The organism is Aphanothece stagnina RSMan2012, from assembly GCF_046764815.1.
Lineage (GTDB): Bacteria > Cyanobacteriota > Cyanobacteriia > PCC-6307 > Cyanobiaceae > NIES-981.
Genome location: NZ_JBKOUC010000023.1, coordinates 25,188 through 47,809, shown reverse-complemented (window position 1 = coordinate 47,809; position 22,622 = coordinate 25,188). Strand labels below are relative to the sequence as shown.

Below are 22,622 nucleotides of genomic sequence, written 5' to 3'. Positions count from 1 at the left end.
AAGCCATCGCCGCAGCCTAATCGCTTCATCCGATGAAGCGGTTGGCGGCAGGTAATCGCTTCATGGCCGTTGCAATGGCGGCTGGGGCCATGCGCTCGAATCGCCCGGCAGGCTGCGGCACTCCCCCACTGGCGCTCGGTGGATCGGCTCCGCGCAGCCCTCCTCATGGTCCGGGCGGCCTCAAGGGCTGCGCGAGTCAGCCGGACTGGTGCGTTGGCTGCGCTGCGCTCCGCATTGCAGAGGGGGCTGCCCCTTGACCCCGCCCGGCCTGCTTCGGGGTCTCCGCTACGCCTGCCATGGCTTCCGCATCCCGGATCCGCGCCTTCCAGCTCCTGAGCGCCCGCACCCTGGAGCTGCTCTGGGAAGAGGCCTCGGCCCACCGCCCTGCTCCTCTGGAGCGGCTGGAGCGGCTCTGCGCTGATCTGCTCTTTGAGCGCCAGCTCCTCAATCCGGAGCGGGTGAGCCCGTTCCCCGAGAGCGAGCTGCCCTTCTGAGGGCTCAGGCCCTTGGGCCCCTGGCCCCGGCTGCGGCCGGGGCTCTTCTTTTGCCCGCAGCCGGCGGCCCCAGGCCATCACTGGCAACAGGGCTCAGCAGCAACCCGCCCATGACCAGCCCCATGACTCCCGAGCGGTTCCAGGACCGCTTTGATGCCTTTCGCGGTGAACCTCAGCAGGTCTCCGGCGTCTGGACCCTCCACGCCGCGATCGCAGCACTGCCCGGCAGCGAAGCGGTCCTCGACGAGCAGGCTCCCTGGGCGCTCACCTTCAGCCAGAAACCCGCTGCGCCCCCGGCATCAGCAGTCCCCAGCGGCGGCCTCGATCCCCGTGGTTCAGAGGAAGCCGGCATGGCCGGCCCGCAGCTGGCAGCCCCCGTCCAGCCCGGAGACACCTACCTGCTGGTGAATGACCGGGATGAGGACATGGAGGCCTACGACCACACCGGCCGATTCCTTTGGAAGATCCCCTGCCTGGCCCGCGGCCAGGGGGCGGATACCGACTGGAGCCAGACCAGCACCGACACCCCGCCAGGGCTCTACAGGCTCGGTCAGCTCTACGCCGATTACGAGCAAAACCCCAACCCGCCCTGCTCCGATACCGCCATGGGCTACGGCTGGTATTCCTTCGACATGGAGGAGCTGGAGGGCCAGGAGGTGGCCGTTGGCCGGGCCGGGATCATGCTCCACGGCGGGGGCTCGGCATGTGGCTGGCCCGGCGCCTGGGCGCCGCAGCAACCCCTGCACCCCACCCTCGGTTGCGTTCGCCTGCACAACGCCGATCTGCGCGACAAGGTGCTACCCCGCTACCGGCAGGGCACCGTCTATGTGGGGGTGTTTCAGGAAAAAAAGTGACGCCGGAGCTGGTGCTGTCACCGGCTGGGGGCTGATCGCCAGGGAGAAGCAGCGATGCAAGCCAACCCCGCACCCCGGCCGCCCAAGCCGCCCTTTGACCGCGAGCGGTTTGTGTTCAAGATCCTGGCGGTGGTGATCGGCACCCAGCTGCTGATCTATTCCCTTGCCGCTGGGGTCTGCCGCCAGCGAGCGATGGAGGGCAGGCCGATCGGCCAGATCTGCCCCGGCACGTTGGAGCAGCTGCAGGGCGGCTTTGATTCCACCCTCAAGCTTCTGCTGGCTCTGCTGGGTGGTGCCGCGCTGACGCGGATGGACCGCTAACGCCTGGGAGCGGGAGGAGGACTTGCTCCGGGCCTCTCCAGTCTGAGGCCCGTCCTGCGGCCGCGCCTCCGCTGGGATCGGTCCCATCGCTGCGCCACACCTGGCGCCGATCGTCATGGCCACGCTCTCTGCAGGCAGTTCCGCTGCCACCTCCCCGTTCTGCAGGCCTGAGGAGGATCCGTTCCTGCTGCTGGAGTCCTGCGGCAAGGCCATCGAATCCATCCTGCGGGGGCATGTCGGCCGCCCACTGCGCCGCACCTGGATCGAGCAGCCCTATGGAGAAGAAGAGATCACCCTGCTGGAGGAAGAAGTGATCCCGGCAATCCAGCAGTGTCTGGCACGTATTGATGAGCTAGATGAGCGGCTCTTGGCACAGCAGGAGCTACTGCAGCGCTGTGAGCTCGAGCTCCAGCGCCAGCCACTGTCTGAGCAGAAGCTGCAGATGGTCTGAGCGCCATGGATTGGGGGCTGCACCTGCGGCCCCCTTGCCTGTCTCTCGATCCCAGGGTTGGTGGAGCAGCTCCACTGCTCGGGCGCGGTGGGCGTTCAGCACGGAGTTGCATCCATGCCCGTGGGACGTGGCTGGCCGGGCGGAGCGAAACCCCTCCGCAGCATGCCCCTCCGGCTTGCGCTGGCCAGGGCTGACGCGAGGCTCGCTGGGCTCGCCCCTGGCCAGCACTGCGCCTGCGGGGCGTCTGGTCGGTGTTCTCCGCTCCACCCCAGCCATGGCCATCCCCCAGGGCCCCGTCTGCGAAGTCCGCCTGCTGATGGTTCACCGCTATCAGCCCGGCGTCCAGAAGCTCGGCACCACCCCCTGTGCCGTCGAGTTCTTGGGCCGCCGCGGCAAGCCCGTCAAGAAGATGCGGCTGATCCCGGCCGAGAAGGCCTTCGCCTTTGCCCGCAAGCTGCAGGGCACTCCCGGCTGCACCGTCTCGGTCTGCTGAGCCAGGGGGCTCAGGCCCGGCTGCCGGTTGGTGGCCGGGTCTTTATCCCCATGCAGGGAAAGCTCATGGAACCCGTGAGCCGGCGAGTGGAAAAGCAGGCAGCAGCCGCTGTTCTCAGCTCTCCTGGCCTGGGTTGTGGTGCATCAGATACCTGGCGGCGACAAACCGCGAACGCTGGCCGGCTCTGCTGAGGCTGGAATTGGCGCGATGGATTTCCTGCTCCGTCGCGCGGGTTGTGTAGAGCGCTGAGCCGGTATCCCGATGAAGAAGCACGTAGTCGCTGGCCTCTGGGGCGGCGGACATGGGCATGACAGGGCAGCGGCAGGAAGCGCTGGGCAGCAGCAAAGCGGAGCAGCGCTGCCGGTGCCAGAGCCGATCCACGGCAGTTACAGATCGGCTGGCTGCATGACTTCCTGGTGATTGATGGCTGGGTCAGACACGGGCACCCAGCCACCGCCGATAACGGCTGCGCTGCCGCTGGGCCCTGGCTTTGGAGCGAGCACTGCCGAACTGGGGGCTGGATCCATCCCGGCGGCGCCGCACCCAGACACCACGGCGAATCAGCTGGCTGTCCTGGGCATTGGCGCGCCGAGCGGCCACGATCACCCCATAGCCATTCTTCTGCTGGCGTTGAGCACGGGAGCGGGCCTGGCTGGCGCTGGCGGCCGGCACCACCGTGGCGGTGGACCGGTTGCGCCAGAACACCAGATACCAGGCCATCGCTCTACCGGCGGGGTGATCAGCGCCGGGGAGCAGCCGCCCTGGGGGTGGTGCCCTTGACGGCCTCCAGGTAGAGCTCGGCGGTGCTCAGGGTCTGCAGGTTCACCGCTCCCCCGTGCTCATGGCCCGTTTCAGGCACAGCAGCCGAATAGAGGCCGCTCCGCTGCTGGAACAGGAAGCTGTACACCGGATGGCGGCGCAGCTCCTCCATGTAGTCGCCATCGCTCAGGGCCACGCCATCGGCGGTGAGGGGCTGGCCCTTGCCGTCCACCGGCAGCAGCCGCTCGCGGCCGTCCACCTCCCCCAGCTGGAAGTGGCCGCCGCAGAGCGTCACGAAGGTGTCAAAGAACGTCCCCCGTTCATCACCGCCCACCCGACCCTCAGCCTCGGAGAACAGGCGCTCCATCAAGCGCTCCTTGCGCAGGTTCTGCACCTGGGAGCGGGCCTCGTCCCGTTCCTTTTCAACGCTGCGCACCCGGCGCAGGTTGGCCTCATTGAGCTGGCGTTCGCGCTCGCCCACCTGGCGTTCGAACTCCTCGCGCTTGCGCTCGGCGTCCTGCAGGCGGGCGTACTCGTCGGGGTTGATCTCCGAGAACCGCGACAGCTGGGCGCGGGCCTTGCGCAGCTCTTTTTCGAGCTGGTTGCTGCGGCGCCGTTCGGCGCGCAAGGGATCAGCACTGCTGGGAGCAGCGGCAGGGGGGTCGTCGTTGTCACTGCCACCAGCACCAGTGCCCGGCTCAGCGGTGCCGGGGTGGTCAAGTAGATCGTCGCCGCCACTCGGATCCAGGCCTCCAGTCGCCTCGTCGTCATCCCCGTCGAGGGGATCGGCGGCCATGGAAGGCGGGGTGGAGGAGGGGCCCTGGTTGGGCTGCTGTTGGATCTGGGGCTGTCGCTGCCAAGGCGCAGCGGGATCAGAGAAGGAGCAGAAGGAAGAGGGCATCACCCATCACGGCTGTGGTGCTGCGGGCGCCCCGTCCGGGCTGCGCTCGCTCTCCCTGTTGCCAGCTCCTCAAAAGGCCTGCTCAGGCAGCTCTTCAAGCACGGGAGCAGAGCGCCGGGCTGGCAGGTAGATCCACTCCCCCGCTGGTAGCTGGGTTGAGGGCAGATAACCCGGCACCAGCAGTTGCATCCCGGCCGGGATGGGGCTGGTGGAGCGGTAGACGGGCAGCAGCAGGGTGGTGCCAGCCGGCAGCGGTTCCTCGCTGGGCCAGCTGCTCAGTTCCGGGTTGAACTGGCGCAACAGCGAGAGGCTGATCTGCTGGGCTGCGGCAACGCTGCTCAAGGTTTCACCCTCGGCGGTGACATAAGGCTCGCTCTGCTGCAACACCGGGTTGAGGCTCCGCAGCTTGCTTTCGGTGGTGCCATGCCTACCGGCCAGAACTGCCAGCGAATCACCCTCGACTGCGGTGATCCTCTGGGTGCTCTCCAGCTGCGGGTTGATCCGCCGCAAGGTGGCCACGGTGGTGCCGTAGCGCTCGGCGATCAGGTTCAAGGTGTCGCCATCCCGCAGCACCAGCACGCTGTGGGGCCTGAGCACCAGCTGGATCGCCTCCCCCAGCAGCGGTTGCAGCAGCAGGCCGATGCCGCCCGGGCCGTAGTCCGCCCCGAAGTGCTGCACCAGGCAGCCTGCGAACTGGGCCCGGCCGCCGGATGGCAGACCGCCCTGGGGCGTGAGCTGGGCCAGATCGCCCAGCCACATCACCCCCTGGCAGGGGGCTTGCACTGTGCCCAGCAGGTCTGGGGCCCAGGGCAGCGGTGCCTCGTCGCGGAACCCGGGGGTGGCCCAGTCGCGCTCGGCGGCCAGCCAGTCGAAGGTGTTGCTGGTGCTCACCGGCAGGATCGCTGCGCGGCAGAGGTAGCCGCGCAGCAGCACATCGCCGGGGTCGGTGAGGGCGGTGTCGTTGTAGCCGCTGACGATGCCGGACTGCTCCAGGAAGCAGTCGATCACGTGCCGGCGGATCGGGACGGGGCTGCGGCTCTCGGGCCGGTCGACTTCAAAGAGGCAGAGGCGGGCGTTGGCGTAGGGCTGCAGCGCCAGCCACAGAGGCGAGGCCGCCGCCGACTGGGCCACCCGGCTGTGGATCGTTGGCGCAGCGGCAGGCAGAGAGACCAGCTGGCCCCACAGCGGCGCACCCCGCAGGGGATTGAGGCCCTGGTTCAACGGCGAGAGGGGCAGCTCCATTGCTCAGCCCCGCACCAGGGATCCCCGGAAGGGGTCCGGGTTGCACTGGCGCCAGTTCTGCAGCCGCGGCAACAGCAGCGCCAGCTGGCCGATGTGCTGGCTGCGCTGTTTCCCCAGCACCACCGCTGGTGACGGGGCATTGGGGTCCCACTGGCTTTCGGTTTCCTCCAGCAGCAGCTCGGTGGCGTACTCCACCACCGCCAACTTGCTCAGCGGCAGCGGGTTGGGCACCACGCCGCCGGCGACGCCCTTGCGGCTGCGGCGCACCGGGGCGTTGAGATCGGCCGGCGTCAGGACCGCCAGTTGCTGGTCCAGCTCAGCAAGGGCATCGAGATGCCGCTGGGCTGTGCAGACCCCAGTGGGGTAGTGGGTCTGCAGCTGGGACATCTCCCGGTTCAGGGCCGCCAGGGCAGCACTGGTCACGGGAATGGACAGCGCAATACGCAGTGCCTCGCTGTCGCCAGGGCGCCAGCTGCATGCGGGTGGGGAGGACAGGGTCATGCCCTCCCTTGCCAGCTCAGCTGCCGCTGCCTCCATGGATCTCGGCCAGCCCCAGCTGCTGGCGCAGCTCGGTCGCGTCGATCACCCCCCGCTCATGCAGCACCAGCCATTCCTGAACCGACGGCTCGGGTTTGCGCGGTGGCTGCGGCGGCACCAGCGGGCAGATCTCCACCGTGCAGGCTGGTTCATCACACAGTCTCTCCCCGGTGAGCCTGGTCCACTGGCGCAGCAGGGTGCTGAGCATTGAGCTCTTCTGCCCCGCCAGGGACTGCAGCACCGCAAAGCTTTGGCCAGCCGTGAGCGAAATCTCCAGCTCGGTGCGGGCGGGGCCTTGGCCGCCGGAGGGGATCAGGGCGTCACGGCGCATGGCTTCTTCCAGCTGCTGTAAGTAGGCCCTGTGCTCGGCCAGCGACCGCGCCTCGATCTCCACCCACTGGAACTTGGCGCCCTCGGGCAGGTCCATGAAGGAGGAGGTCGAGAGCACCAGGCGCTGGGGGCGCTGGGCATCTGTTCCGCCAGTGGCAGCACCCGAGCCGAGAGCCCCATCACTGCGGCGGAAGCCGTAGGCATCCACCAGCCCCGTGCGTACGCCCACTGGCAGGGCTGTGCGGGAGAGGAGGTCTTCGTAGTCGCTGCGGCAGCGGTAGTGGTTGAGGTACTGATGGGCCAGGCCCAGGTGGGGCAGATCGCCCTCGCCAAAGGCGGTGCCATCCACCGAGTACCAGAGGGCCGGTAGGTCAACGCGCTGCGGCAGCAGCGAAGGTTCACCCACCGGCACCACGTCGTATCCATCCACGGCGCCGGGGGTGGGGTTGGCCTGCCAGCTGCGCAGCACCAGGCCGTCATCCGTCACTGCCAGGCTGCGATAAAGCCAGGCCTGTGGATCTGGCACCAGGCCGCCGTGGGCATCGATCACCACCGTGGGCACCGCGGCGTTGCCGCTGGCGAAGCGGGGCGGTAGGGCCTGCCGGCGCGGCTCCCGCCAGACGATCTCCAACGGCCCCGATGCCGGGGCGGCTGGGGCGGCATTGATAGGGAGGCGCCAGTTGAGCAGGTCGCCCCGGGGCACCAGCTGCAGGCGGGGTAAGGAAAGACGGTCCCCCTTGGCCAGCGCCTCCAGTCGGTCCCCTTCTGAGGGCCAGCGGTGCTGCGGCGGCAGCTGCAGGATCAGGCAACCGCCATCCCGAAGGGTGAGCAGATCGGCCAGGAACAGGAACACCCCCAGGTCGGTGCCGTGGCCATCCACATCGGTGGCCACCCGGCTGAGGGAATCGGGCAGCTGCTGCCAGGCCAGCCGCGACAGCATCCCGGCGTAGGTGCGTAGGGCATCGCGGTAGAAGCCGGTGGGCCGGGCGGCTTCCAGGCGCTTGAGGTAGCAGGTTTCGGGCTCCTCAATGCCGCGAGGGAGATAAACCGGGCGGCGGCTGGTGCCGTCGGGGAGCTCCAGCAGGGTCCAGCAGTCGTAGACCAGCTGCAGGCGGTCCCTCAGGCCGGAGAGGGTGGGGTGCTCCAGCCAGGGGGGCGCAGCCGGTCCTTGGGGCTGCAGCGCTGGTGGGGAGGGGGGGCTGCTGGGGGTCGCTGTCCTGCGGCGGCGGGTGGTGGGCACTGGCTGCTGGTGGGGTCAGAGCCATTGCCAGAGGTCGCGGTTGGCCGCGGGGAAGGCGATGCAGGATCTGCATGGTTCCAGCCAGATCATCCGCGCAAGCGAGTTGGCCAGAGCGAGGGGCACAGGCTCTTATGAGGGTCCGCATATGAACGAGGCTTGAGGATCCATCTGCTCGAGAATGATTGCCACGCAGTGGGCTTAGAGTTGAGCTGGTAATGACTTCGGGTTTTTACGCGGACCAGCAGGGGCCAGACTATTTTTTAACGAGGACCCGTCCATACAGCGTTAGAAAGAGCTAGAGTTGACGCCATGATGACCAATCCACCAACCAATCAATTATCCTATTTGGCACGCAAGGCTATTTGCGGGGCCTTGGAATCTGGCGATTATGTCAAAGCATTAGAAAGCGCACAAACCGTGTTGCGCTGGCAAGACTGTCAGTCTAGTCCTGAATTCCAAGCACAAGTTGTCGCCATAATTGGTTTTTGTGGTCCATTGGCTGACAAGCAGCGCAGAGAACGAGTACGAGCCGAAGAGCAGCAACGACAGGAGAAAGAGCGTGAGGCAATAAGGAGGGCGGAAGCAAGGGCAAAAGCTGAATTACTAAAAGATCAAATTATAGCAACGTTTGGTCCTTTGGCGCAAAAATACGGGGCTCAAGCTGAAGCCGTAGTTGAAGGAAGCGAACCCTCATATTTGGTGGTGATACTGCAAGAGCTTGAAGAGACCGGTAACCTGACAGAGTCCCATGTTAATTGGCTCCAAGATAATAACTTTTACCTGGTGCTGGCAAACTATTACTACTCATCGTATCTCAAGGATGGCGATGCCTGGAACTTAGCAAAGTCCGGCCGCTACTTTAGGCAGGGTGAGTGTGCCAATGCGATTGTTGATCATGTCAGCGATGATACAATTTCCAAGATCCATGATGGTAGGGCTAGAAGCGCTGTGCTCACAAATAGAGGAGGCGCAAAGCGTGATTTGAGTGACCTTGAAGGTGCGAAGCAAGATGGGCTCGATGCAATTAGCGCAAGCCCTCAAAGCTTTCATCCGCATAACTTGCTTGGAGCAGTTTACTACCAGACTGGTCAGCCTGCATTGGGAGATCAACATTTCGAGAAGGCAGTTAATCTAGGAGCGAGCCCAAGACAGCAGGAATTTGAGATTCGATCTGCGCTGAAGATGTCAAGCCCAGAAGCTCGCCAAGCAGTTGTACAGCACCTTTTGCGGAAAGATCCTGTTAAATACGCGTGGGTTAACCAATATCAAGATATTCCTCAAGATTCTTTCTAACACAGCCATACACCTGACCCGCCTCCTTCGGTTCTCCGAAGCCCAGGGAGATCCTTTAAGCATCAGCTCTCGGCGGGCAGGTGATAGCCAGCGTTAGATTGACAACAAAAGAGCACTTGCTAAAAAGTGGATTGGAACAGCTTCTTCTCAACAGTTTCTCAAGCTTCCGCCTCAATGATAGGCGTACTGCTTGCCTTCCTTGTTTCTAGGATTATCAGCGAGAGTAGTGACTACGATCGGCTGGAGTACGATGGCCAAGCATTAATTGACGAATCCGCTGACTTGAAGACTCGGATAGAATCGATGAATTTTGATTGGCACGATAAAAGAATCTATGAAGAATATGACTTCGACGAAGCACGGGCAGATCTGATCTCCCTGGATAACACCAGTGACGAAGTTAAGATTGATTTTCTGAAGCGTGTGCTGCCACGGATTTACTATCCAGAGAATTTTGTCAGAAGCCTTAATATCAAGATCAATGCTGCCGTAAAGGCCAGCCAGCAATCAGCAAGACAATCTTCGACTGCAATCGGGATAAGTGCTTTTCAAATACCTGCAAGAGTGTTGATGCCGCCTAATACTATGCTTTTGCAAAGACTTAGAGAATTTGAAGATGGATTTGAGGACATCACCTTCAGGGTTCAGTCAGTTATTCGGCGACACAAGAGTTTAAGAAGAGCGCTTCAGAGAAACATAATAGACATGAACGGTCTCTCTCGATCGCTTCTCTTATTGGCTCCTGTGGTATTGCTGACAGTTATATATCCCCTTCATTTTTTACCTGTGCCTACCGGGCATGCACCGTCGATGACCACTAATTATGCTGTGATTCTCGATTTAGTGTTATCTATTAAGGGTTTCTTTCTTATTGCCCTCTCATTTCTCTCTGTAGGCTTGCTTGTCTTTCTGTCATTTTTTTGTCGAAGGCATGTCTCGGTCTATCATGCAAGAATTAGAGCAATCAACGACTACTATGTTCAGGCATCTTGGTATTCTGATCGTATCGGAGAGTGCAACCCTTTCATGCTAAATCCCGTAGATCCATTTGGGTCCGAGGCCATGCCAAAATAGTCTTAACCACTCTTGGCGAATGAATCGCCACTAAGCAATCTAACATCAAGATTCAGAAGGCGGGGCTTGAGTATGCTATCTGCGCAAAGGATAGTGCCCGCTTCTGATCTTGGCGTTACTCAACAGGAAAAGCAACGACCCGAACTGAGCAGGCATCAACAACCTGATCCCATTGCTCAGGCCTAATCTCCAGTCGCTCCAGCATCTCTGCAAATCCCACCCCCGAGGTCAGTAACCGCTGTCCCCGGGCATGCAGTTCCCGCCACGTCGGCGGCACTTTGAGCAGGAAGCCGTTGTCCCGCAGGAAGTGGGTGATCTCTCCATTGGCATAGGTGCGCCCGTAGGGCCGGAAGGGGCCCCGTGAAGGGTCATAGCGCCGCGCCGCTTTGATCAGCCCGATCATCGCTAGCTGCAGCAGATCCTCCTTGGGGTGAACAGTACGGCGAGCGAAGTTGCCGGCGATCTTCTCGGCCAGGTCTATGTGCTGCAGAGCCAGGGCATCGGCAACGGCATGAGGCCGCACCGGGCGCTGTCGCCGAGGTCTGCAACGCGGAGGCGGCTGAGCCCGGGCTCTGGGGTGGTGACGCACTGGAGCGTGGAGGTTGATCTCCAGCTGATCTGCCCGGGCATGGCACGCCGGCCTGCGGTAGCGCCGTTGCCGCAGCATCCGCTCCACGCCTGCGACATCACCCACCAGCACCACCGTGAGCGGCAGCACCAGCTGCAGAGCAGCAGGAAACAGCACGGCAGGGCGTGGGCTCTCCACTGCGGAAGGCTTGGGATGTTCCCGCACGGCGGACACCATCGACACGCTCACCGGCTCACCAGCAGTGGCGTCACTACCGGCTGGATGCCCTGAGCCTTCCAGTAGCGGCCCTCCAGCCAGAGAGCCCCGTGGCAGAAGGCATCCACAAGGTCCTTGCTGCCCTTGGGGAAGCGGATCGCCTCCTCCACCAGCGGCTGGGCGCGGTGGTGGAAGCGGATCTGCCCCGCCTCCACCAGGGGGGCAACGGCATGGGCGCGGATTTCCTTGCTGCCGCGGGCGGTGATCGGCAGCATCCCCGGCACCCGGCGCCGGAGGGTCTGCAGCACCGCCGGGCCGTTGGCCGCGTCCTCGATCAGCACGGCATGGGGCCTGAGGCACTGCTGCTCCAGCGCCTCCAGACAACCCAGCAGGAAGCGGATCACCTCCGGCAGACCAAAGCGGTGCCGCGCTGCCCAGAGCACCTCGATCTCCAGCGCCGCCGGGGCCATCGGTCCCTGAGATTCACCCGATCGGGGGATGCCATTCCGGGCTGGTGGTGCCAGCAGGCCGGCCAGGCAGAAGCCGCAGTAATCGCTCTCTGCCTCCCCCTTGAAACTCAGGTCACAGGAGAGCGCCAGCAGGGCGTACAGGCGCTGCCGGCCAGCGGCCGCTCCTGCTTCCTCGCGGGGGAAGGGCGGCCGGATCCACTGGCGCAGGAAGATCGAGCCCGACGCCGGGCTGGGCCGCTGCTGATACAGCGCCGCCCACCAATAGGCACCGAGGCGGGCTCTGATCTTCAGCAGTTCCGGCAGCGGGAACCGCTCCGGGCAAAGGGCTTCTCCCGCCTGTCGCCAGTCGGGGATCAGGGTGCAGGTGGGCGGCAGCTTGGGTCGATCGAACGGGTCCTCGGCGATGGCCGGCAGATCCAGCACGGTCCAGTGCTGCGGTGCCTCGCCGAGCTCATGCTCATACAGCCAGCCGATCACGTCCTGGTGGTCCCAGCGGGTGAGCACCACCACTTGGGCCGAGAGGTTCGGCTGCTCTGTGCCGTCCGGCCCCAACACCAACGCCGGTTCGGCGCGGGTCAGCCACACCGACCGCAGCCAGTCGATCAGCTTCTGCCGCATCGCAGGACTGGCGGCATCACCGGGGCCCTTGTAGGGGTCGTCGATGATCCCCAGGCTGTAGCCCTTGCCGGTGAAGGGGCCATCCACGCCGGCGGCGATGCAGCCGCCCCGCTGGCGCGTCAGCCAGTTGCCCACCGCAGCCGAATCGCGGGCGAGCAGGTGGCCGGTCACCCGGTAGAAGTGGCGCGCCTCTCGCGAGTGGGCGTAGGCCAGCTCGGCTGAGTACGACGCGATCGCCGCAAAGAGGTGCGGGTAGCGCTGCAGGAAGTAGGCCGGGAACAGCTTGGAGACGAGGAGCGATTTCCCTAACCGGGGGGGACAGGTGACGATCAGCCGGCTGATCTCGCCATCGGCGACGGCCTGGAGCAGCTCGATCAGTAGCTCGGCCCAGCGGTGGAAGCCGTAGCGGGGGTAGGCCTCGGCGATGAAGCTGCGCAGGCTCTGGGGCTCTGCAGGTTCAGCAGCTGTGGTCACCGGCAGGTGCAGCAGGCCGGCATCCCCCCAGGGATCCGTCTCGGGCAGCAGCAGGCCGGTCACGGCCGTGCCTCCGGCGGCTTGATCGGCGCCCGCAGCAGCCCGCCGATCTCGGCGATCACCCGGAAGGCGCCCACTGCAGCCGAGAACTGCTCGGCATCCATGGCCCGGCGAGCGCAGTCGTTGAGAGCAAAGATCTGCTCGGCCTGGTGGCGGCGCCGGTCGGTGATCAGTTCCTCCACCATCCGCTCGCGGGCGAGGTTGAGGTAGCGGTTGATCGTCTGGCTGTTGGTCACCCCCCAGCTTTCACGAGCTTTTTCGTAGATCAACGCCAGCGGAATGCGCTGGGCGATCCACAACTGCCCCTCAGCGACGCGGCGTTCCACCTCCAGCCGCGAGGGGCGGGGCGGCGGCTGGGCCGCCTGTCCCTTCGTGCGTCGCGGTGGGTTGGCATGCCCGATCGGCCGGGCCGGGTCGGTGGGCTCGTAGATCGGCTGGCCGTTGTCGTCCTCCGTGCTGGCGGCAGCGCGCAGCTCTTCCACCGGATCAGCAGCGCTCAAGTTGTGGGCGCGCGGCGGCATCAGCTCAGAACGGCAGGGGCTGGGTCTTCGGGGGGCGGATGGTCCAGAAGGGCTTGCCGCGCTTCTCGGTGGCACTGCCCTGCTGGATGGCGTTCTCCTTGGCGGCCTTGAGCTGCTGCTCGATCTGCTGCACCGGCGCCGGGAACTCGTAGCTCAGCCGGCCAAGGCTGTGGGAGAAGGCCCAGTCGTTGTGGGAGAACGCCGGATCCAGCTGGCCGGCAGCCATGGCCTCGCTGAGCGCCACCAGCAGCGGCTCGAGTTGCTGCTCCAGCTGCTTCTGCTGGGCCTTGAGAGCCGTGATGGCATCCAGCAGGGCATCGATGGCGCCTGCTGAATCCGGCACTGCTGACGACGCCGAGGCAGCTTCAACAGGGGCAGCAGGCATCACCATGGCCAGGGGATTCAGAGGCCAGCAGGTCAGAGCCCGCCAGGACTTCACTGTATGGGCTCTGTTCTGAGAGCCGCAATCGCAGCGGCTGTTAATTCCTAATTAGGCTCCCCCTGTGCTCAGAAGGGCCTGTGAGCCAGGCAGTAGCGGCTCCAGGCGGCAGCCCAGGCGCTCAGGCACTGCTCACGGCTGTAGAAGGTGCTGGTGAACGCCTCGCCGGGCTTGCTCCAGATCGTCTGGCCCATCTCGTAGTGGTTCCCCTGGGCGGCCTCCAGCACCATGTAGCCGCCCAGTTGGGCAGCGGTGGAATAGGACCGGCCGTGGGCCGAGAGGGTCTTGAGGTCGTAGAGCACCCGCACCTCCCGCCCCCGGCGCTCGCTCAGGGCCGGTGAGACATACGCCCCATCGAAGGCACCGGCCACGTTGCGGACCAGACAGCAGGTGAGCCGCTCGCTGGCGATCACCTCCACCGCGTCCCAGAGCGGCAGCTGCAGCAGCGGCAGGATCCAGTCCCGGTAGGGGTGATGGCCCGGCACGGTCTCGGCTTCCGGCAGGGCATCGGCCGCGCTCTTGCCCACCAGGAAGCGGGCCTGGGTGTAGCGCTCCAGGGCCGCGTGCACGGTGGTTCCGCGCGGCTCCCAGATCGGCCGCTTGGCCTCGATCGAGCGTTTGGCGGTCTCGCTCAACCCGCGGGCCAGCACGCCGGTGATCGACACCGGAAACAGGTGATCGCCCAGCCAATACTGATGGGCTGCCTCATCCCGCCAGAGGCCGGGGATGGGATCCAGCCAGGTCGCCGTCACCATGGCCGTTTCCCTTGCAACGGGCCGTGACAGCAGGCGTCACAGCCGAAATCCCGCTCCAGAGCAGGGGTTGAGCAGACCCTGTGACGTTGTAACCCTCTTTCTCTAAATGGAAGCATTAGCAAGCAGCAGTGTGTCCTGACGCAGGTGTGCATGGGTGTTGATGTGTGTGTGAGGGTGTCTTCCCCCGGCGAAAAGCGTTACAGCGTTACAGTCGCTGGGATCGGCTGCGCTGCAGTCGATCTGGGCATAACGGTGGGGTGTTGCGGGGTGTCATGGCTGTGACGCTGAACCTCAGAGAACCGCCAGTGGAATCGCCACCGCCCGCGTGACCATGCCGGCGCCGCAGAAGCGCACCGGCCCGCGGCGTTGAGCGCCAGCCAGGCGCAACAGCACCACCGCCCAGCCATGGGCCCAGGCCGACTCCCGCAGGATGTGCGCGATCGGTTCGGCCGTGTTGCTCACCAGCAGATGGGGCGGCTCCAGCCGCAATCCCTGGCGGGCCAGGGCCTGGGCAGCCAACTCCGCGCTGATCTCCAGGTCATGGGCCTGGTGGGCAGCGAGCTCCACCAGCTCGCCGATCGTGCGTGTGACGCTGCGATCGGCGCACTCCACCCGCAATGGGTGCTGGAGGATCGTCTGGATGCAGCGCTGCTCATCGCTGAGCTCGGTGCTCTGGCTGTAGCTCTCCCAGTCGTGGCAGGCGATGCACTGTTCGGCCTCCTCCTGGGTGGGGACGACATCGCTAAGCAGCGACCAGGCGCCGGCCATCAAGGTGCCGTACTGATCCCCCAGGCGCTGGGAATCGAAGTGCCGCGCCGCCGCGCGGGTGAACACCCCCTCGGCCTGACGGATCATCGGGATCAGGCCCACGGTGCGGGCAATCAGCCGCCGGCCCAGCTCGCTGGAGATGTGGCGATCCAGGTCCCGATCCAGCGAGGCCCAGTGCAGCTCCCGCTCGCTCTTGGGCAGCTCGGCGGGGTTGCGCAGGGTGAGCTGGGCAAAGCGGCTGCGGTCCGCTCCCTGCTTGAGGGCGGTGGCGATCGAGCTGAGCAGGAACATCGAGCGCACCCGGTAGCGGCTCACCTCCCCGCTCGGAGAGCCCTTGAGCAGGGCCGCCCCGCTCTCGCTGCTGGCCACCCGTGCCAGCGACAGGATCCCCTGCATCCTCTGCTGATCCGGCCGCTCGTTGCTCTCCGCCTCGTCGAACACCACCGGCACAGCGTCGGAGCAGATCGACTGGCGCACCGCAGCTTCTGTGGTCGACCCGCTCACCGGCAGGGCGAAGTCGCCCAGCAAGGGGGTGATGTAGCGCTCGAGGATCGCGCTCTTGCCGGAGCCCGCACCGCCGGTGAGCCACACATGGGGCCGCCAGCGCAGCGAGCCGCAGATCGGCCCAAGCACCATCCAGCCCACCAACAGGGTGCCGGAGGCCGGCACATCCCAGTGGAAGCGGTTGGCGATGCTCACGATCACCGCCGCCTCCTGCACCGACAGCGGCTCCACATCGCCGGGCCCATCGAGCCGCGGCATGCGCTGGTAGACGTAGCGCGAGCGAAAGGGCGTGGTGATCAGGTGCTCCCCCTCGGGGATGACGAGCCGATCGCCCAGGTGCAGCAGCGGCCGACCGTCATCCCACCAGGCGCCGCGGCCGCGGATGCGATCGGGCGTGAAGAGTCCGGCCGCGATCGAGCGCTCGTAGAGGTCACTGGCCACCGCCGACCAGTTCACGCCGGTGCGGCTGGGGTAGAGGGTCTCCCAGTGGGCCAGGGGCGCCAGCGCCACCAGGTGGGTGGCAGTGTGCGCCGAGCGGCTCAACCGCAGCACCTGTCCGGTGCGGCCGGAGCGGTAGTAGCTGGCCTCGCCGTCGTAGCCGAGGCACTGGAACGGCGCGCCGCCACCGCCACCAGCCGGTGACTCAGCGGAGGTGGGCTCCTGGTCCTCCGGGTCTGATGCCCCTCCCAGTCTTGCTTCATCTGCTGGCAGGGGCTGCAGCCACTGCTGCAGATGCTCGGCCGCTTCCGCTGGGCTCCAGTCGGCATCGGCCAGATCCCAGCCCTGCGGCAAATCGGCCGGAGGGTCTACCAGCTGCACACAGCAGCCCTGCTCGCGCAACAGAGCGGCCAGCCGCACCATCGCCTTGCGGCCCGGTGCGTCGGCATCGGGCCAGAGCGTCACCCCCCGTCCCGACAGCGGCTGCCAGTCCGCCTTGGCGATGGCGTTGGTGCCGTTGGCCCAGCTGATCACCACGTGTTCGGGGAACAGACGGGCGGCGGCATCGGCGGTGGCCTCGCCTTCCACAACCAGCACCGGTGCCTCGGGGCGTTCGCCTAGGTCGGGGAGGCCGTAGAGCGGCCGTGGGGCAGGCCACTCGCAAGAGAAGGGATCGCGGCGGCTGGGGCGGTGCCAGCCGCCATCGAGCCAGACCCGATGCAGAAAGCCCTTGCGGCCGCTGCGGCCAGGGCAGAGCCGCTGAATCCAGAACAGCGGTGCGCCGCTGGCGTCGCGGTAGCACCACTGGGCGATCGCACCCCGCTCCAGCTCTGGCGGCGCGGCGTCGGCGGGCGGCACCTCGGGTTGGCGCCAGGGCCGGCTGGCATGGCCGGGGAGTCCTGTGGCCGCAGGGGCCTTACCTCCGGCGCCGTTGCCGCTGGACGCCAGCTGGGGCCGATGCCGCCCGGTCCCGTCCGGCTCCAGGCCCAGGTAGCGCTCCACCTCCTCGCAGGCCTGGCAGAAGCTCCAGCGGCGCACCCGCATGAGCAGGTCTATCCCGGTCCCACCGCCACCAAGGTGGTCTTTGCCGCCGCACTGGTTGCAGAACCAGGCGCCGTTGCCGTCGCGATCGTCAAAGCGGTAGCGGTCCCGCCCCCCGCAGGCGGGACAGGGCTGATGGCGGTTGCTGAGCTGCTCGGCTGGCAGTCCGGCAAGCGCCTCGAGGATGTCCCGCCAGCGGCCATTGGCCGCAGTCATCACGTCGGTTGCCATGGGTGTCGCCGCGGATCAACGACGCTCAGCGGCTGCCACCAGCACTGGCCCGGGCACGGCCAGGCCGGCCTGTTCTGCCGCGATCGCCGCGTCGATCACCTGGCGGAGCACCGCCGAGCGACTGAGGGTTCCGTGCAAGCGGCGCTGGTCAAGCCAAGCCAACTGCGCCTCGGTGATGGAGACGCTCAGCGGTGGCGCGAAGGAGGCCATGGATGTCTGACGTTCTGAGTACAGCCTAAGCACACCCGGCAGAGCTTGATAAGTTGAACATTGCTGAGACGCCTGGCTCAGCGCAAAGCCTGCCGCCTTGCCCATGGCCCCGATCGTCCTGCGCGACTACCAGCAGCGGCTACTGGCCGACCTCCGCGCCGCTCTCAAGGTCCACCGCCGCGTCTGCGCCGTCATGCCCACCGGTGCGGGCAAGGGCCAGACCATCGGCGCCATCGTGCAGGGGGCGGCCGGCAAGGGCCGGCGGGTGCTGGTGTTCGCCCACCGGGCTGAGCTGATCGACCAGCTGACTGGCACCGTGCGGGCCTGGGGCCTGGAGCCCGATGTGATCGCCCCCGGCCACCGCCTGCTGGGCCGCCAGGTGGCGGTGGGCTCGGTGCAGACCGTTGCTCGGCGATTGGGGCAGCTGTCAGCGCCGGATCTGATCATTCAGGACGAGGCCCACCACCTGGTGGCCGGCAATGTCTGGGGCCGGGTCATCAACGCCTGGCCCCAGGCCCACCTGATCGGCAAGACCGCCACCCCCGAGCGCCTCGACGGCAAGGGGCTGGGCGTGGAGGCCGGCGGCTATTTCGAGGCCCTGGTGCTGGGGCCCTCAGCAGCCTGGCTGGTGGAGCAGGGCTGGCTGGCCAGGCCCAAGGTCTTCTCCTGGCCAGGTGCCCGGAACAGCAAGCTGCGGCGCCGCATGGGCGACTTCGATCTGGAGGAGGCAGCACGCGCCTTTGGCGATCGGGCCGCCATCGGCGATGCGGTGCCGCACTACCATCGCCGACTGCACCCCGGCACGGCGATCTGCTTTTGCTGCACGATCGAGCACGCCGAGCAGATGGCCGCGGCCTTCCGCGCTGCGGGAATCAGGGGCGCCTCGGTGAGCGGCAGCACCCCAGCGGAGGAGCGCAAGCGCCTGATCGCCGGGCTCGGCACCGGCGAGGTGGAGGTGCTCACTAGCTGCATGATCATTTCCGAGGGCACCGACATCCCCTCCGTCGGCGGGGCGATCCTGATGCGCCCCACCGCTTCCCTGAGCCTCTACCTGCAGATGGTCGGCCGTGCCCTGCGTCCCGCACCTGGGAAGCAGGAGGCCGTGATCCTCGATCACGTCGGCAACGCCCATCGCCACGGCCTGCCCACCGATGAGCGCGAGTGGAACCTGGCCGGCCGCCGCCGGCGCGAGGGTGTCTCAATCCCGATCAAGGACTGCCCGGTCTGCTTCTGCAGCTGCCCCAGCGCAGCCCAGCTCTGCCCCGACTGCGGCCATCTGTTCCTGACCGACGAGCGCGATGAGCAGCGCCGCGGGCTGCAGCAGGTTGAGGGTGAACTGGTGGAAGTCACGGGTGCAGCCCGGCACCGGCCCAAGCCCAGGCAGCAACAGCAACGGCTGCGGCGCACGCACCCGGCCGCTGGCTGCCGCACCTACGAAGAGCTGCTGCAGCGCGAGCAGGAGCGCGGCTACAAACCCGGCTGGGCCAGGCACGTCTGGGCGGCCCGGCAGGGCAGCGCCTAATCCCTGCCTGGCTTTTCTCCTGCTCCCAGGAGTTCAGCCTGCAGGCTCAGCTGTTGGGCCGCCGCGACAAACGGAGCGTCCAGGCTGCAGAGGGTGGCGCCGCGGCCGTTGGCGATGGCCAGGTGCAGAGCATCGGCCGCTCGCAAGGCTGTGCTCCAGCCGCGTAGGCAGGCATTGGCATTGCGGAAGTCCTGCGGCTCCAGTTCCAGCACCAGCAGACCCGGCGCCAGGCTGCGCTCAAAGCCCTGCAGCACCGTCTCGGCCTGCGCCTGGCTCAGGGCCTTGGTGCGCACCTTCAGGCCAAGGGCGGAATGGAGCTCGGTGACACTCCAGGAGCTGATCGCCAGCGGTGCACTCGCCTCCTCCAGAAAGGCCACCGCGGCGGCGGAGTGCACTTCCGGCATCAGCACCGCCAGGAGCACGCAGGTGTCGATGTAGAGCATCAGGCGCGGGACTCGTCCCGCAGCATCCGCATGGTCTCCACGCCGCTGGCCTGCTGCTCTGGCAACGCTTCTCGCAGGGCGGAGAGCTGGGGCAGCAGATCACGCACGCTGCAGCGCGGCACCAGCTCGGCGATGGGCTTGCCGCGGCGGGTAATAACCACGGCCTCACCGGCCTCCACCGCATCCAGCAGGCTGGAGAGCTGGGTCTTGGCTTCCGCCACCGTCACCTGCACCATGGCCGTTGACCATCTAGATGACCAACTCTAGGCCGGGTATGCGGCGCAGATGCAGGGGGCGTGGCCTCCTCCCAGCGAGCACGACAACCAGCCATCGACGCAGTCGCTCGTCAGCACAGGACTTGATCCCTACTGGGATGGCTACGCGCGGTCAGAGGCCTCAGCACTGACAGCATTGCCGTCAGCGCAAGCGAGAGTCGTCAATGACCACGCTCACGATCCGCAACCTCGACGAACACACCACAGCGCAGCTCCGCATTCAGGCCGCTCGGCACTGCCGATCGATGGAAGAGGAAGCCCGCACGATCCTCCGCTCCGCCCTCGAAGCCCGGCAGCCCGTCGCTGGTGGCCAGGGCCTGGGCCGTCGCATCCATGAGCACTTCGCCCAGCTCGGTGGCGTGGAGCTGGAGCTGCCCGAGCGCTCCTCCTCTCCAAACCATTAACCGCCGCCGATGCCCTGCAGATCCTTGAGCAGTACGAACAGGTGCAGCGGGTCAGTGGGCGAGGGGCGAAAGCCGAAATGCTCATAGAAGCCTCGGGCCCGTTCATCTTTGGCATGCACCGCCAAGGCGCGGATGCCGGCGATATCGGCCGCAGCCAGCGTCCGAACGATCGCGTCTTTCGGCAAGGCGGCGCCAAGGCCCTTCCCCTGGTGCGCAACCGCCACGGCAAGCCGGGCCAGCACCATCAGCGGAATCGGATGCCGCGCCAACCCCTTGCTGATCCGCTCTGGTGCCTGCTCCGGGCCCACCTCACCCACCACCAGGGTGTGGAGGCCAACGACGACGTCGCCATCCAGCGCCACGTAGGTGCGGCTGGCCCGCGCTCGTTGATTCGCCAGCGCGAAGCGGACCAGGAAGCGGTTCAGGGCTTCCTCGCCGCAATCAAAACGCTCCACGGCATGACTGGCCTGGAGCGGTTCGATCCGGTAGCAGCTCACTCAGCGCCACCAGCAGCTGGCCGCTCCAGCACGCTCGGCTCCTGCAGCAACTGTGCCAGCCGCGGATGCACCCGGGGTGGAGCGTCCAGGGCAGCCACGAAGGCCTCCCACTGCTCCCCATCCAGCTGGAAGCTCTGGCGATCGGCCAGGGTTTCAGCCGCGCTGGCCAGGGCGCTCTCCAACACAAATTCGCTCACGCTGCGCTGGGCTGCCGCGGCTGCCCGCTGCAGGGTCTGCTTGGCACCTGGCGTCAGCCGCAGGTCGAGCTTCTCGCTTCTCGAAGGGGATGACGTCATCACGGCACCGTCTTTCGCCACCCTAGCCCCGCCTGCCAGACAATGTCATGACAGCTCCGCAGGTCGTCAGCAGCAATACGCTTTCACGGACTGGCAGCAGGAGCGCCATGGCCTGCGTTTCAGCCACTGAAGACCGCAAGCGGCTCCAAGCCCTGATTGACGAGGTGGGGCAGTCCCACGAGCCGGTGCTGATCATTGGGAAGCAGGGCAACGCTGTTCTGCTGGGGGAAGTTCACTGGCGCGCAATCTGGGAGACCCTGCATCTGGTCTCGATTCCTGGGATGCGCACGTCGATCCTCGATGGCATGGCCACCGAGGTGACTGAGTTGAGCCCAGAAGCGCTCTGGTGAGCACGGCCTACAGCAGCTGGCTGGCTGTCCGAGCTATTGCCCGCCGAAGCAATTCAGCGAATACCTGTCAGGTATTGGCAAGACAGCCAATACCTACCAATCGCTGACAACCAGCCCGGCAACAGGAGGCATGGCCTCCTCCTCACCCAGCGAACACGAGATCCAGCAGCGCATCCGCCTGGCCTGTGGCCGCGGAGCGGTGCGCCTCTGGCGCAACAACACCGGCGCCCTGGTCGATCAGCAGGGCCGTTTCGTGCGCTTTGGGCTGTGCAAGGGCAGCAGCGACCTGATCGGTCTGCGCTCCCTTGAGATCACGCCCGAGCTGGTCGGCCAGCGGCTCGCTCAGTTTGTGGCCCTGGAGGTCAAGACAGCCCAGGGCGTGCTCAGCCCGGAGCAACGGGCGTTTCTCCGGCTGGTGCAGCAGCTCGGGGGGCTGGCCGCGGCCTGTCGCTCTGCGGAGGAAGCCGAGCAATTGCTTGGCGCGCCGAGGCAAGTGCCGCTGGGACACTGATGGATCCGGCAGAAGTGCAGCAGCGGCTGTGGCGTCTCGCAAAGACCCAACCGGGCGAGCTCCCCTACACCCTTGCTCTGAGATTCCAGGCAGCGACAGGGAGGATCATCACTGGGCAGCTTGCCAAGCAGATCCAGCAGAGGCTCGGACAAGATCAGGCCTGATATGCCAAGAGGTGTCAGGACGTGGCTAGGAGTGCCAAGTTTGCCGTATGGTTCGGGAAATCCCATTCAGGATCCTGAACGTGGCCATCACCTACGCGGAGCTGCTTGAGCGCCAGGAGGAGAACCGCGCAGCGTTCGGTCGGATGCTGCTGAACTGGCGAAGAACCAACGGCTGGACCCAGTACACCGCCTGCAGCTGGGCGGAAGAGGCCGGCTTCGATGCGATCTCCTACGGCAACCTCTCGGTGATCGAGCAGGGCAAGGCCGGCGAGCTGCGCCAGAAGGCCTTCTGGCAGCTGGGCGAACTGAACCGCCGCATCGCCGAGAAGGACTGGGGCCCGGTCAAGACCCAGGCGATCAAAGAGAAGCTCGAGAATGCCATCCCGTTGGGCGACGACGAATGCCCGGCCTGGACGCCACTGGAACTGTGGGCCTGCTACTGCGGCCTGAGGGAGGTGCCGGAGGCCTTCCGTACCACCCCGGCGCCGACCGTTGGTCAGCGCAAGGCCACCGAGCTCTCGTCCAAGTGGCGCAACCAGATGCGCCGCGTTGTCGACGAATGCGGGCTGGAGCCCAGCGACGCCCTCAACTCCCTGGCGGTCGAGGCCAGCGAAGAGCACCGCAAGCGCTTCTTTGCCGTGCTCACGGGCTTCGGCGACTACAAACCGGAGGAGCTGGCCCCGCTGTGGATCGAGGGCGACCAGTACCTGCCCAAGCGCTGGCTGGACCAGTGGGAGGCGGCCAACAGAAAGGGCACCAAGCCCAGCGGCCGCAAAGGCAAGAAGCCAGTCACAGCCTGATTGCTAGGAATTAACAGCCGCTGTGAGTGCGGCTATCAGTGAACAGTGCTAATTTTCG

At 66.1% G+C, this 22,622-nt stretch carries 29 protein-coding genes; 12 read left to right on the top strand and 17 right to left on the bottom strand.

Annotated elements, in window-relative coordinates:
- The first annotated feature begins 296 nt into the window (after positions 1–296).
- From ACLNEE_RS13920 to ACLNEE_RS13900, 5 genes are all read left to right on the top strand, one after another.
- On the top strand, positions 297–494 hold the full coding sequence (locus ACLNEE_RS13920; protein ID WP_411424479.1) for a hypothetical protein: 198 nt from the start codon (positions 297–299) through the stop codon (positions 492–494).
- A gap of 110 nt (positions 495–604) precedes the next feature.
- Entirely contained in the window at positions 605–1,348 is a 744-nt protein-coding gene (locus tag ACLNEE_RS13915) for a L,D-transpeptidase (protein ID WP_411424478.1), read from the top strand.
- Positions 1,349–1,402: 54 nt separating this feature from the next.
- The gene (locus tag ACLNEE_RS13910; protein ID WP_411424477.1) at positions 1,403–1,669 is read left to right on the top strand and encodes a hypothetical protein; all 267 of its coding nucleotides are present in this window, start codon (positions 1,403–1,405) and stop codon (positions 1,667–1,669) included.
- A 115-nt stretch (positions 1,670–1,784) separates the two neighbouring features.
- Positions 1,785–2,120: a hypothetical protein gene (locus ACLNEE_RS13905; RefSeq protein ID WP_411424476.1), complete on the top strand. Its 336-nt coding sequence runs from the start codon at positions 1,785–1,787 to the stop codon at positions 2,118–2,120.
- A gap of 274 nt (positions 2,121–2,394) precedes the next feature.
- The gene (locus ACLNEE_RS13900) at positions 2,395–2,613 is read left to right on the top strand and encodes a hypothetical protein (protein WP_412007239.1); all 219 of its coding nucleotides are present in this window, start codon (positions 2,395–2,397) and stop codon (positions 2,611–2,613) included.
- Between the two features lie 114 nt (positions 2,614–2,727).
- Here ACLNEE_RS13900 and ACLNEE_RS13895 read toward each other — a convergent pair whose 3' ends face one another.
- The 6 genes from ACLNEE_RS13895 to ACLNEE_RS13870 form a co-directional block, all read right to left on the bottom strand.
- Positions 2,728–2,916, bottom strand: a complete 189-nt coding sequence (locus tag ACLNEE_RS13895) for a hypothetical protein (RefSeq protein WP_254942891.1) — start codon at positions 2,914–2,916, stop codon at positions 2,728–2,730.
- 129 nt (positions 2,917–3,045) lie between these two features.
- Complete coding sequence (locus ACLNEE_RS13890; RefSeq protein WP_411424473.1) at positions 3,046–3,333, bottom strand: hypothetical protein; 288 nt, start codon at positions 3,331–3,333, stop codon at positions 3,046–3,048.
- A 19-nt stretch (positions 3,334–3,352) separates the two neighbouring features.
- Positions 3,353–4,168: a hypothetical protein gene (locus ACLNEE_RS13885; RefSeq protein ID WP_412007238.1), complete on the bottom strand. Its 816-nt coding sequence runs from the start codon at positions 4,166–4,168 to the stop codon at positions 3,353–3,355.
- A gap of 174 nt (positions 4,169–4,342) precedes the next feature.
- A complete protein-coding gene (locus ACLNEE_RS13880) occupies positions 4,343–5,515 on the bottom strand; it encodes a lytic transglycosylase (protein ID WP_411424471.1) in 1,173 nt (390 codons plus the stop codon).
- A 3-nt stretch (positions 5,516–5,518) separates the two neighbouring features.
- The gene (locus ACLNEE_RS13875) at positions 5,519–6,016 is read right to left on the bottom strand and encodes a hypothetical protein (RefSeq protein WP_411424470.1); all 498 of its coding nucleotides are present in this window, start codon (positions 6,014–6,016) and stop codon (positions 5,519–5,521) included.
- A gap of 16 nt (positions 6,017–6,032) precedes the next feature.
- A complete protein-coding gene (locus ACLNEE_RS13870) occupies positions 6,033–7,622 on the bottom strand; it encodes a DUF4055 domain-containing protein (protein WP_412007237.1) in 1,590 nt (529 codons plus the stop codon).
- A gap of 309 nt (positions 7,623–7,931) precedes the next feature.
- Here ACLNEE_RS13870 and ACLNEE_RS13865 point away from each other — a divergent pair, with 309 nt between their 5' ends.
- Together ACLNEE_RS13865 and ACLNEE_RS13860 are read left to right on the top strand one after the other, a co-directional pair.
- Positions 7,932–8,915 carry a hypothetical protein gene (locus ACLNEE_RS13865; RefSeq protein WP_411424238.1) on the top strand — a complete coding sequence of 328 codons (984 nt, stop codon included), beginning with the start codon at positions 7,932–7,934 and terminating at the stop codon, positions 8,913–8,915.
- A 126-nt stretch (positions 8,916–9,041) separates the two neighbouring features.
- The gene (locus ACLNEE_RS13860) at positions 9,042–9,989 is read left to right on the top strand and encodes a hypothetical protein (RefSeq protein ID WP_411424237.1); all 948 of its coding nucleotides are present in this window, start codon (positions 9,042–9,044) and stop codon (positions 9,987–9,989) included.
- Between the two features lie 115 nt (positions 9,990–10,104).
- On the opposite strand, the gene ACLNEE_RS13855 is transcribed toward ACLNEE_RS13860, so the two are convergent.
- From ACLNEE_RS13855 to ACLNEE_RS13825, 7 genes are all read right to left on the bottom strand, one after another.
- The gene (locus tag ACLNEE_RS13855) at positions 10,105–10,806 is read right to left on the bottom strand and encodes a sigma-70 family RNA polymerase sigma factor (protein ID WP_411424236.1); all 702 of its coding nucleotides are present in this window, start codon (positions 10,804–10,806) and stop codon (positions 10,105–10,107) included.
- Positions 10,803–12,398, bottom strand: coding sequence for a phage terminase large subunit family protein (locus ACLNEE_RS13850; protein ID WP_412007236.1), 1,596 nt, complete (start codon positions 12,396–12,398; stop codon positions 10,803–10,805). The genes ACLNEE_RS13855 and ACLNEE_RS13850 overlap by 4 nt, the downstream gene beginning before the upstream one ends.
- The gene (locus ACLNEE_RS13845; RefSeq protein WP_411424234.1) at positions 12,395–12,916 is read right to left on the bottom strand and encodes a hypothetical protein; all 522 of its coding nucleotides are present in this window, start codon (positions 12,914–12,916) and stop codon (positions 12,395–12,397) included. Before ACLNEE_RS13845 ends, ACLNEE_RS13850 begins: the two co-directional genes overlap by 4 nt.
- 4 nt (positions 12,917–12,920) lie before the next feature.
- A complete protein-coding gene (locus tag ACLNEE_RS13840) occupies positions 12,921–13,301 on the bottom strand; it encodes a hypothetical protein (protein WP_411424233.1) in 381 nt (126 codons plus the stop codon).
- Between the two features lie 122 nt (positions 13,302–13,423).
- Entirely contained in the window at positions 13,424–14,110 is a 687-nt protein-coding gene (locus tag ACLNEE_RS13835; RefSeq protein ID WP_411424232.1) for a hypothetical protein, read from the bottom strand.
- Between the two features lie 291 nt (positions 14,111–14,401).
- Positions 14,402–17,092, bottom strand: a complete 2,691-nt coding sequence (locus ACLNEE_RS13830) for a primase-helicase zinc-binding domain-containing protein (RefSeq protein WP_411424231.1) — start codon at positions 17,090–17,092, stop codon at positions 14,402–14,404.
- 15 nt (positions 17,093–17,107) lie between these two features.
- Positions 17,108–17,302, bottom strand: coding sequence for a hypothetical protein (locus ACLNEE_RS13825; protein WP_411424230.1), 195 nt, complete (start codon positions 17,300–17,302; stop codon positions 17,108–17,110).
- A gap of 103 nt (positions 17,303–17,405) precedes the next feature.
- Here ACLNEE_RS13825 and ACLNEE_RS13820 point away from each other — a divergent pair, with 103 nt between their 5' ends.
- Positions 17,406–18,824, top strand: coding sequence for a DEAD/DEAH box helicase (locus tag ACLNEE_RS13820; protein WP_411424229.1), 1,419 nt, complete (start codon positions 17,406–17,408; stop codon positions 18,822–18,824).
- Here ACLNEE_RS13820 and ACLNEE_RS13815 read toward each other — a convergent pair.
- Together ACLNEE_RS13815 and ACLNEE_RS13810 are read right to left on the bottom strand one after the other, a co-directional pair.
- Positions 18,821–19,267 (bottom strand): type II toxin-antitoxin system VapC family toxin, encoded by a 447-nt coding sequence (locus ACLNEE_RS13815; RefSeq protein ID WP_411424228.1) that lies wholly within the window; start codon positions 19,265–19,267, stop codon positions 18,821–18,823. The two genes, ACLNEE_RS13820 and ACLNEE_RS13815, sit on opposite strands and share 4 nt — an antisense overlap.
- Positions 19,267–19,503 carry a type II toxin-antitoxin system Phd/YefM family antitoxin gene (locus ACLNEE_RS13810; RefSeq protein ID WP_411424227.1) on the bottom strand — a complete coding sequence of 79 codons (237 nt, stop codon included), beginning with the start codon at positions 19,501–19,503 and terminating at the stop codon, positions 19,267–19,269. The genes ACLNEE_RS13815 and ACLNEE_RS13810 overlap by 1 nt, the downstream gene beginning before the upstream one ends.
- Before the next feature lie 203 nt (positions 19,504–19,706).
- On the opposite strand from ACLNEE_RS13810, the gene ACLNEE_RS13805 reads away from it, so the two are divergent.
- Positions 19,707–19,946: a FitA-like ribbon-helix-helix domain-containing protein gene (locus ACLNEE_RS13805; RefSeq protein ID WP_411424226.1), complete on the top strand. Its 240-nt coding sequence runs from the start codon at positions 19,707–19,709 to the stop codon at positions 19,944–19,946.
- Here ACLNEE_RS13805 and ACLNEE_RS13800 read toward each other — a convergent pair.
- Both ACLNEE_RS13800 and ACLNEE_RS13795 read right to left on the bottom strand, forming a co-directional pair.
- A complete protein-coding gene (locus ACLNEE_RS13800; protein WP_411424225.1) occupies positions 19,943–20,401 on the bottom strand; it encodes a GNAT family N-acetyltransferase in 459 nt (152 codons plus the stop codon). The two genes, ACLNEE_RS13805 and ACLNEE_RS13800, sit on opposite strands and share 4 nt — an antisense overlap.
- Before the next feature lie 38 nt (positions 20,402–20,439).
- Positions 20,440–20,739 (bottom strand): type II toxin-antitoxin system TacA family antitoxin, encoded by a 300-nt coding sequence (locus tag ACLNEE_RS13795; protein ID WP_411424224.1) that lies wholly within the window; start codon positions 20,737–20,739, stop codon positions 20,440–20,442.
- Positions 20,740–20,846: 107 nt separating this feature from the next.
- Here ACLNEE_RS13795 and ACLNEE_RS13790 point away from each other — a divergent pair, with 107 nt between their 5' ends.
- The 3 genes from ACLNEE_RS13790 to ACLNEE_RS13780 all read left to right on the top strand — a co-directional run bounded on the left by ACLNEE_RS13790 (position 20,847) and on the right by ACLNEE_RS13780 (position 22,564).
- Positions 20,847–21,089: a type II toxin-antitoxin system Phd/YefM family antitoxin gene (locus tag ACLNEE_RS13790; protein ID WP_411424223.1), complete on the top strand. Its 243-nt coding sequence runs from the start codon at positions 20,847–20,849 to the stop codon at positions 21,087–21,089.
- A gap of 130 nt (positions 21,090–21,219) precedes the next feature.
- On the top strand, positions 21,220–21,600 hold the full coding sequence (locus ACLNEE_RS13785; RefSeq protein ID WP_411424031.1) for a VRR-NUC domain-containing protein: 381 nt from the start codon (positions 21,220–21,222) through the stop codon (positions 21,598–21,600).
- Positions 21,601–21,844: 244 nt separating this feature from the next.
- On the top strand, positions 21,845–22,564 hold the full coding sequence (locus ACLNEE_RS13780; protein ID WP_412007235.1) for a hypothetical protein: 720 nt from the start codon (positions 21,845–21,847) through the stop codon (positions 22,562–22,564).
- Positions 22,565–22,622 lie beyond the last annotated feature (58 nt).

Excerpts from the sequence above, each read along its gene's own strand:
- ACLNEE_RS13845 (WP_411424234.1), bottom strand. The coding sequence starts at position 12,916 with ATGCCGCCGCGCGCCCACAACTTGAGCGCTGCTGATCCGGTGGAAGAG.
- ACLNEE_RS13830 (WP_411424231.1), bottom strand. The coding sequence starts at position 17,092 with ATGGCAACCGACGTGATGACTGCGGCCAATGGCCGCTGGCGGGACATC.
- ACLNEE_RS13900 (WP_412007239.1), top strand. The coding sequence starts at position 2,395 with ATGGCCATCCCCCAGGGCCCCGTCTGCGAAGTCCGCCTGCTGATGGTT.
- ACLNEE_RS13810 (WP_411424227.1), bottom strand. The coding sequence starts at position 19,503 with ATGGTGCAGGTGACGGTGGCGGAAGCCAAGACCCAGCTCTCCAGCCTG.
- ACLNEE_RS13815 (WP_411424228.1), bottom strand. The coding sequence starts at position 19,267 with ATGCTCTACATCGACACCTGCGTGCTCCTGGCGGTGCTGATGCCGGAA.
- ACLNEE_RS13785 (WP_411424031.1), top strand. The coding sequence starts at position 21,220 with ATGGCCTCCTCCTCACCCAGCGAACACGAGATCCAGCAGCGCATCCGC.
- ACLNEE_RS13805 (WP_411424226.1), top strand. The coding sequence starts at position 19,707 with ATGACCACGCTCACGATCCGCAACCTCGACGAACACACCACAGCGCAG.
- ACLNEE_RS13910 (WP_411424477.1), top strand. The coding sequence starts at position 1,403 with ATGCAAGCCAACCCCGCACCCCGGCCGCCCAAGCCGCCCTTTGACCGC.
- ACLNEE_RS13880 (WP_411424471.1), bottom strand. The coding sequence starts at position 5,515 with ATGGAGCTGCCCCTCTCGCCGTTGAACCAGGGCCTCAATCCCCTGCGG.
- ACLNEE_RS13790 (WP_411424223.1), top strand. The coding sequence starts at position 20,847 with ATGGCCTGCGTTTCAGCCACTGAAGACCGCAAGCGGCTCCAAGCCCTG.
- ACLNEE_RS13890 (WP_411424473.1), bottom strand. The coding sequence starts at position 3,333 with ATGGCCTGGTATCTGGTGTTCTGGCGCAACCGGTCCACCGCCACGGTG.
- ACLNEE_RS13895 (WP_254942891.1), bottom strand. The coding sequence starts at position 2,916 with ATGTCCGCCGCCCCAGAGGCCAGCGACTACGTGCTTCTTCATCGGGAT.
- ACLNEE_RS13835 (WP_411424232.1), bottom strand. The coding sequence starts at position 14,110 with ATGGTGACGGCGACCTGGCTGGATCCCATCCCCGGCCTCTGGCGGGAT.
- ACLNEE_RS13875 (WP_411424470.1), bottom strand. The coding sequence starts at position 6,016 with ATGACCCTGTCCTCCCCACCCGCATGCAGCTGGCGCCCTGGCGACAGC.
- ACLNEE_RS13865 (WP_411424238.1), top strand. The coding sequence starts at position 7,932 with ATGATGACCAATCCACCAACCAATCAATTATCCTATTTGGCACGCAAG.
- ACLNEE_RS13905 (WP_411424476.1), top strand. The coding sequence starts at position 1,785 with ATGGCCACGCTCTCTGCAGGCAGTTCCGCTGCCACCTCCCCGTTCTGC.
- ACLNEE_RS13840 (WP_411424233.1), bottom strand. The coding sequence starts at position 13,301 with ATGCCTGCTGCCCCTGTTGAAGCTGCCTCGGCGTCGTCAGCAGTGCCG.
- ACLNEE_RS13885 (WP_412007238.1), bottom strand. The coding sequence starts at position 4,168 with ATGGCCGCCGATCCCCTCGACGGGGATGACGACGAGGCGACTGGAGGC.
- ACLNEE_RS13915 (WP_411424478.1), top strand. The coding sequence starts at position 605 with ATGACCAGCCCCATGACTCCCGAGCGGTTCCAGGACCGCTTTGATGCC.
- ACLNEE_RS13920 (WP_411424479.1), top strand. The coding sequence starts at position 297 with ATGGCTTCCGCATCCCGGATCCGCGCCTTCCAGCTCCTGAGCGCCCGC.
- ACLNEE_RS13820 (WP_411424229.1), top strand. The coding sequence starts at position 17,406 with ATGGCCCCGATCGTCCTGCGCGACTACCAGCAGCGGCTACTGGCCGAC.
- ACLNEE_RS13825 (WP_411424230.1), bottom strand. The coding sequence starts at position 17,302 with ATGGCCTCCTTCGCGCCACCGCTGAGCGTCTCCATCACCGAGGCGCAG.
- ACLNEE_RS13795 (WP_411424224.1), bottom strand. The coding sequence starts at position 20,739 with ATGACGTCATCCCCTTCGAGAAGCGAGAAGCTCGACCTGCGGCTGACG.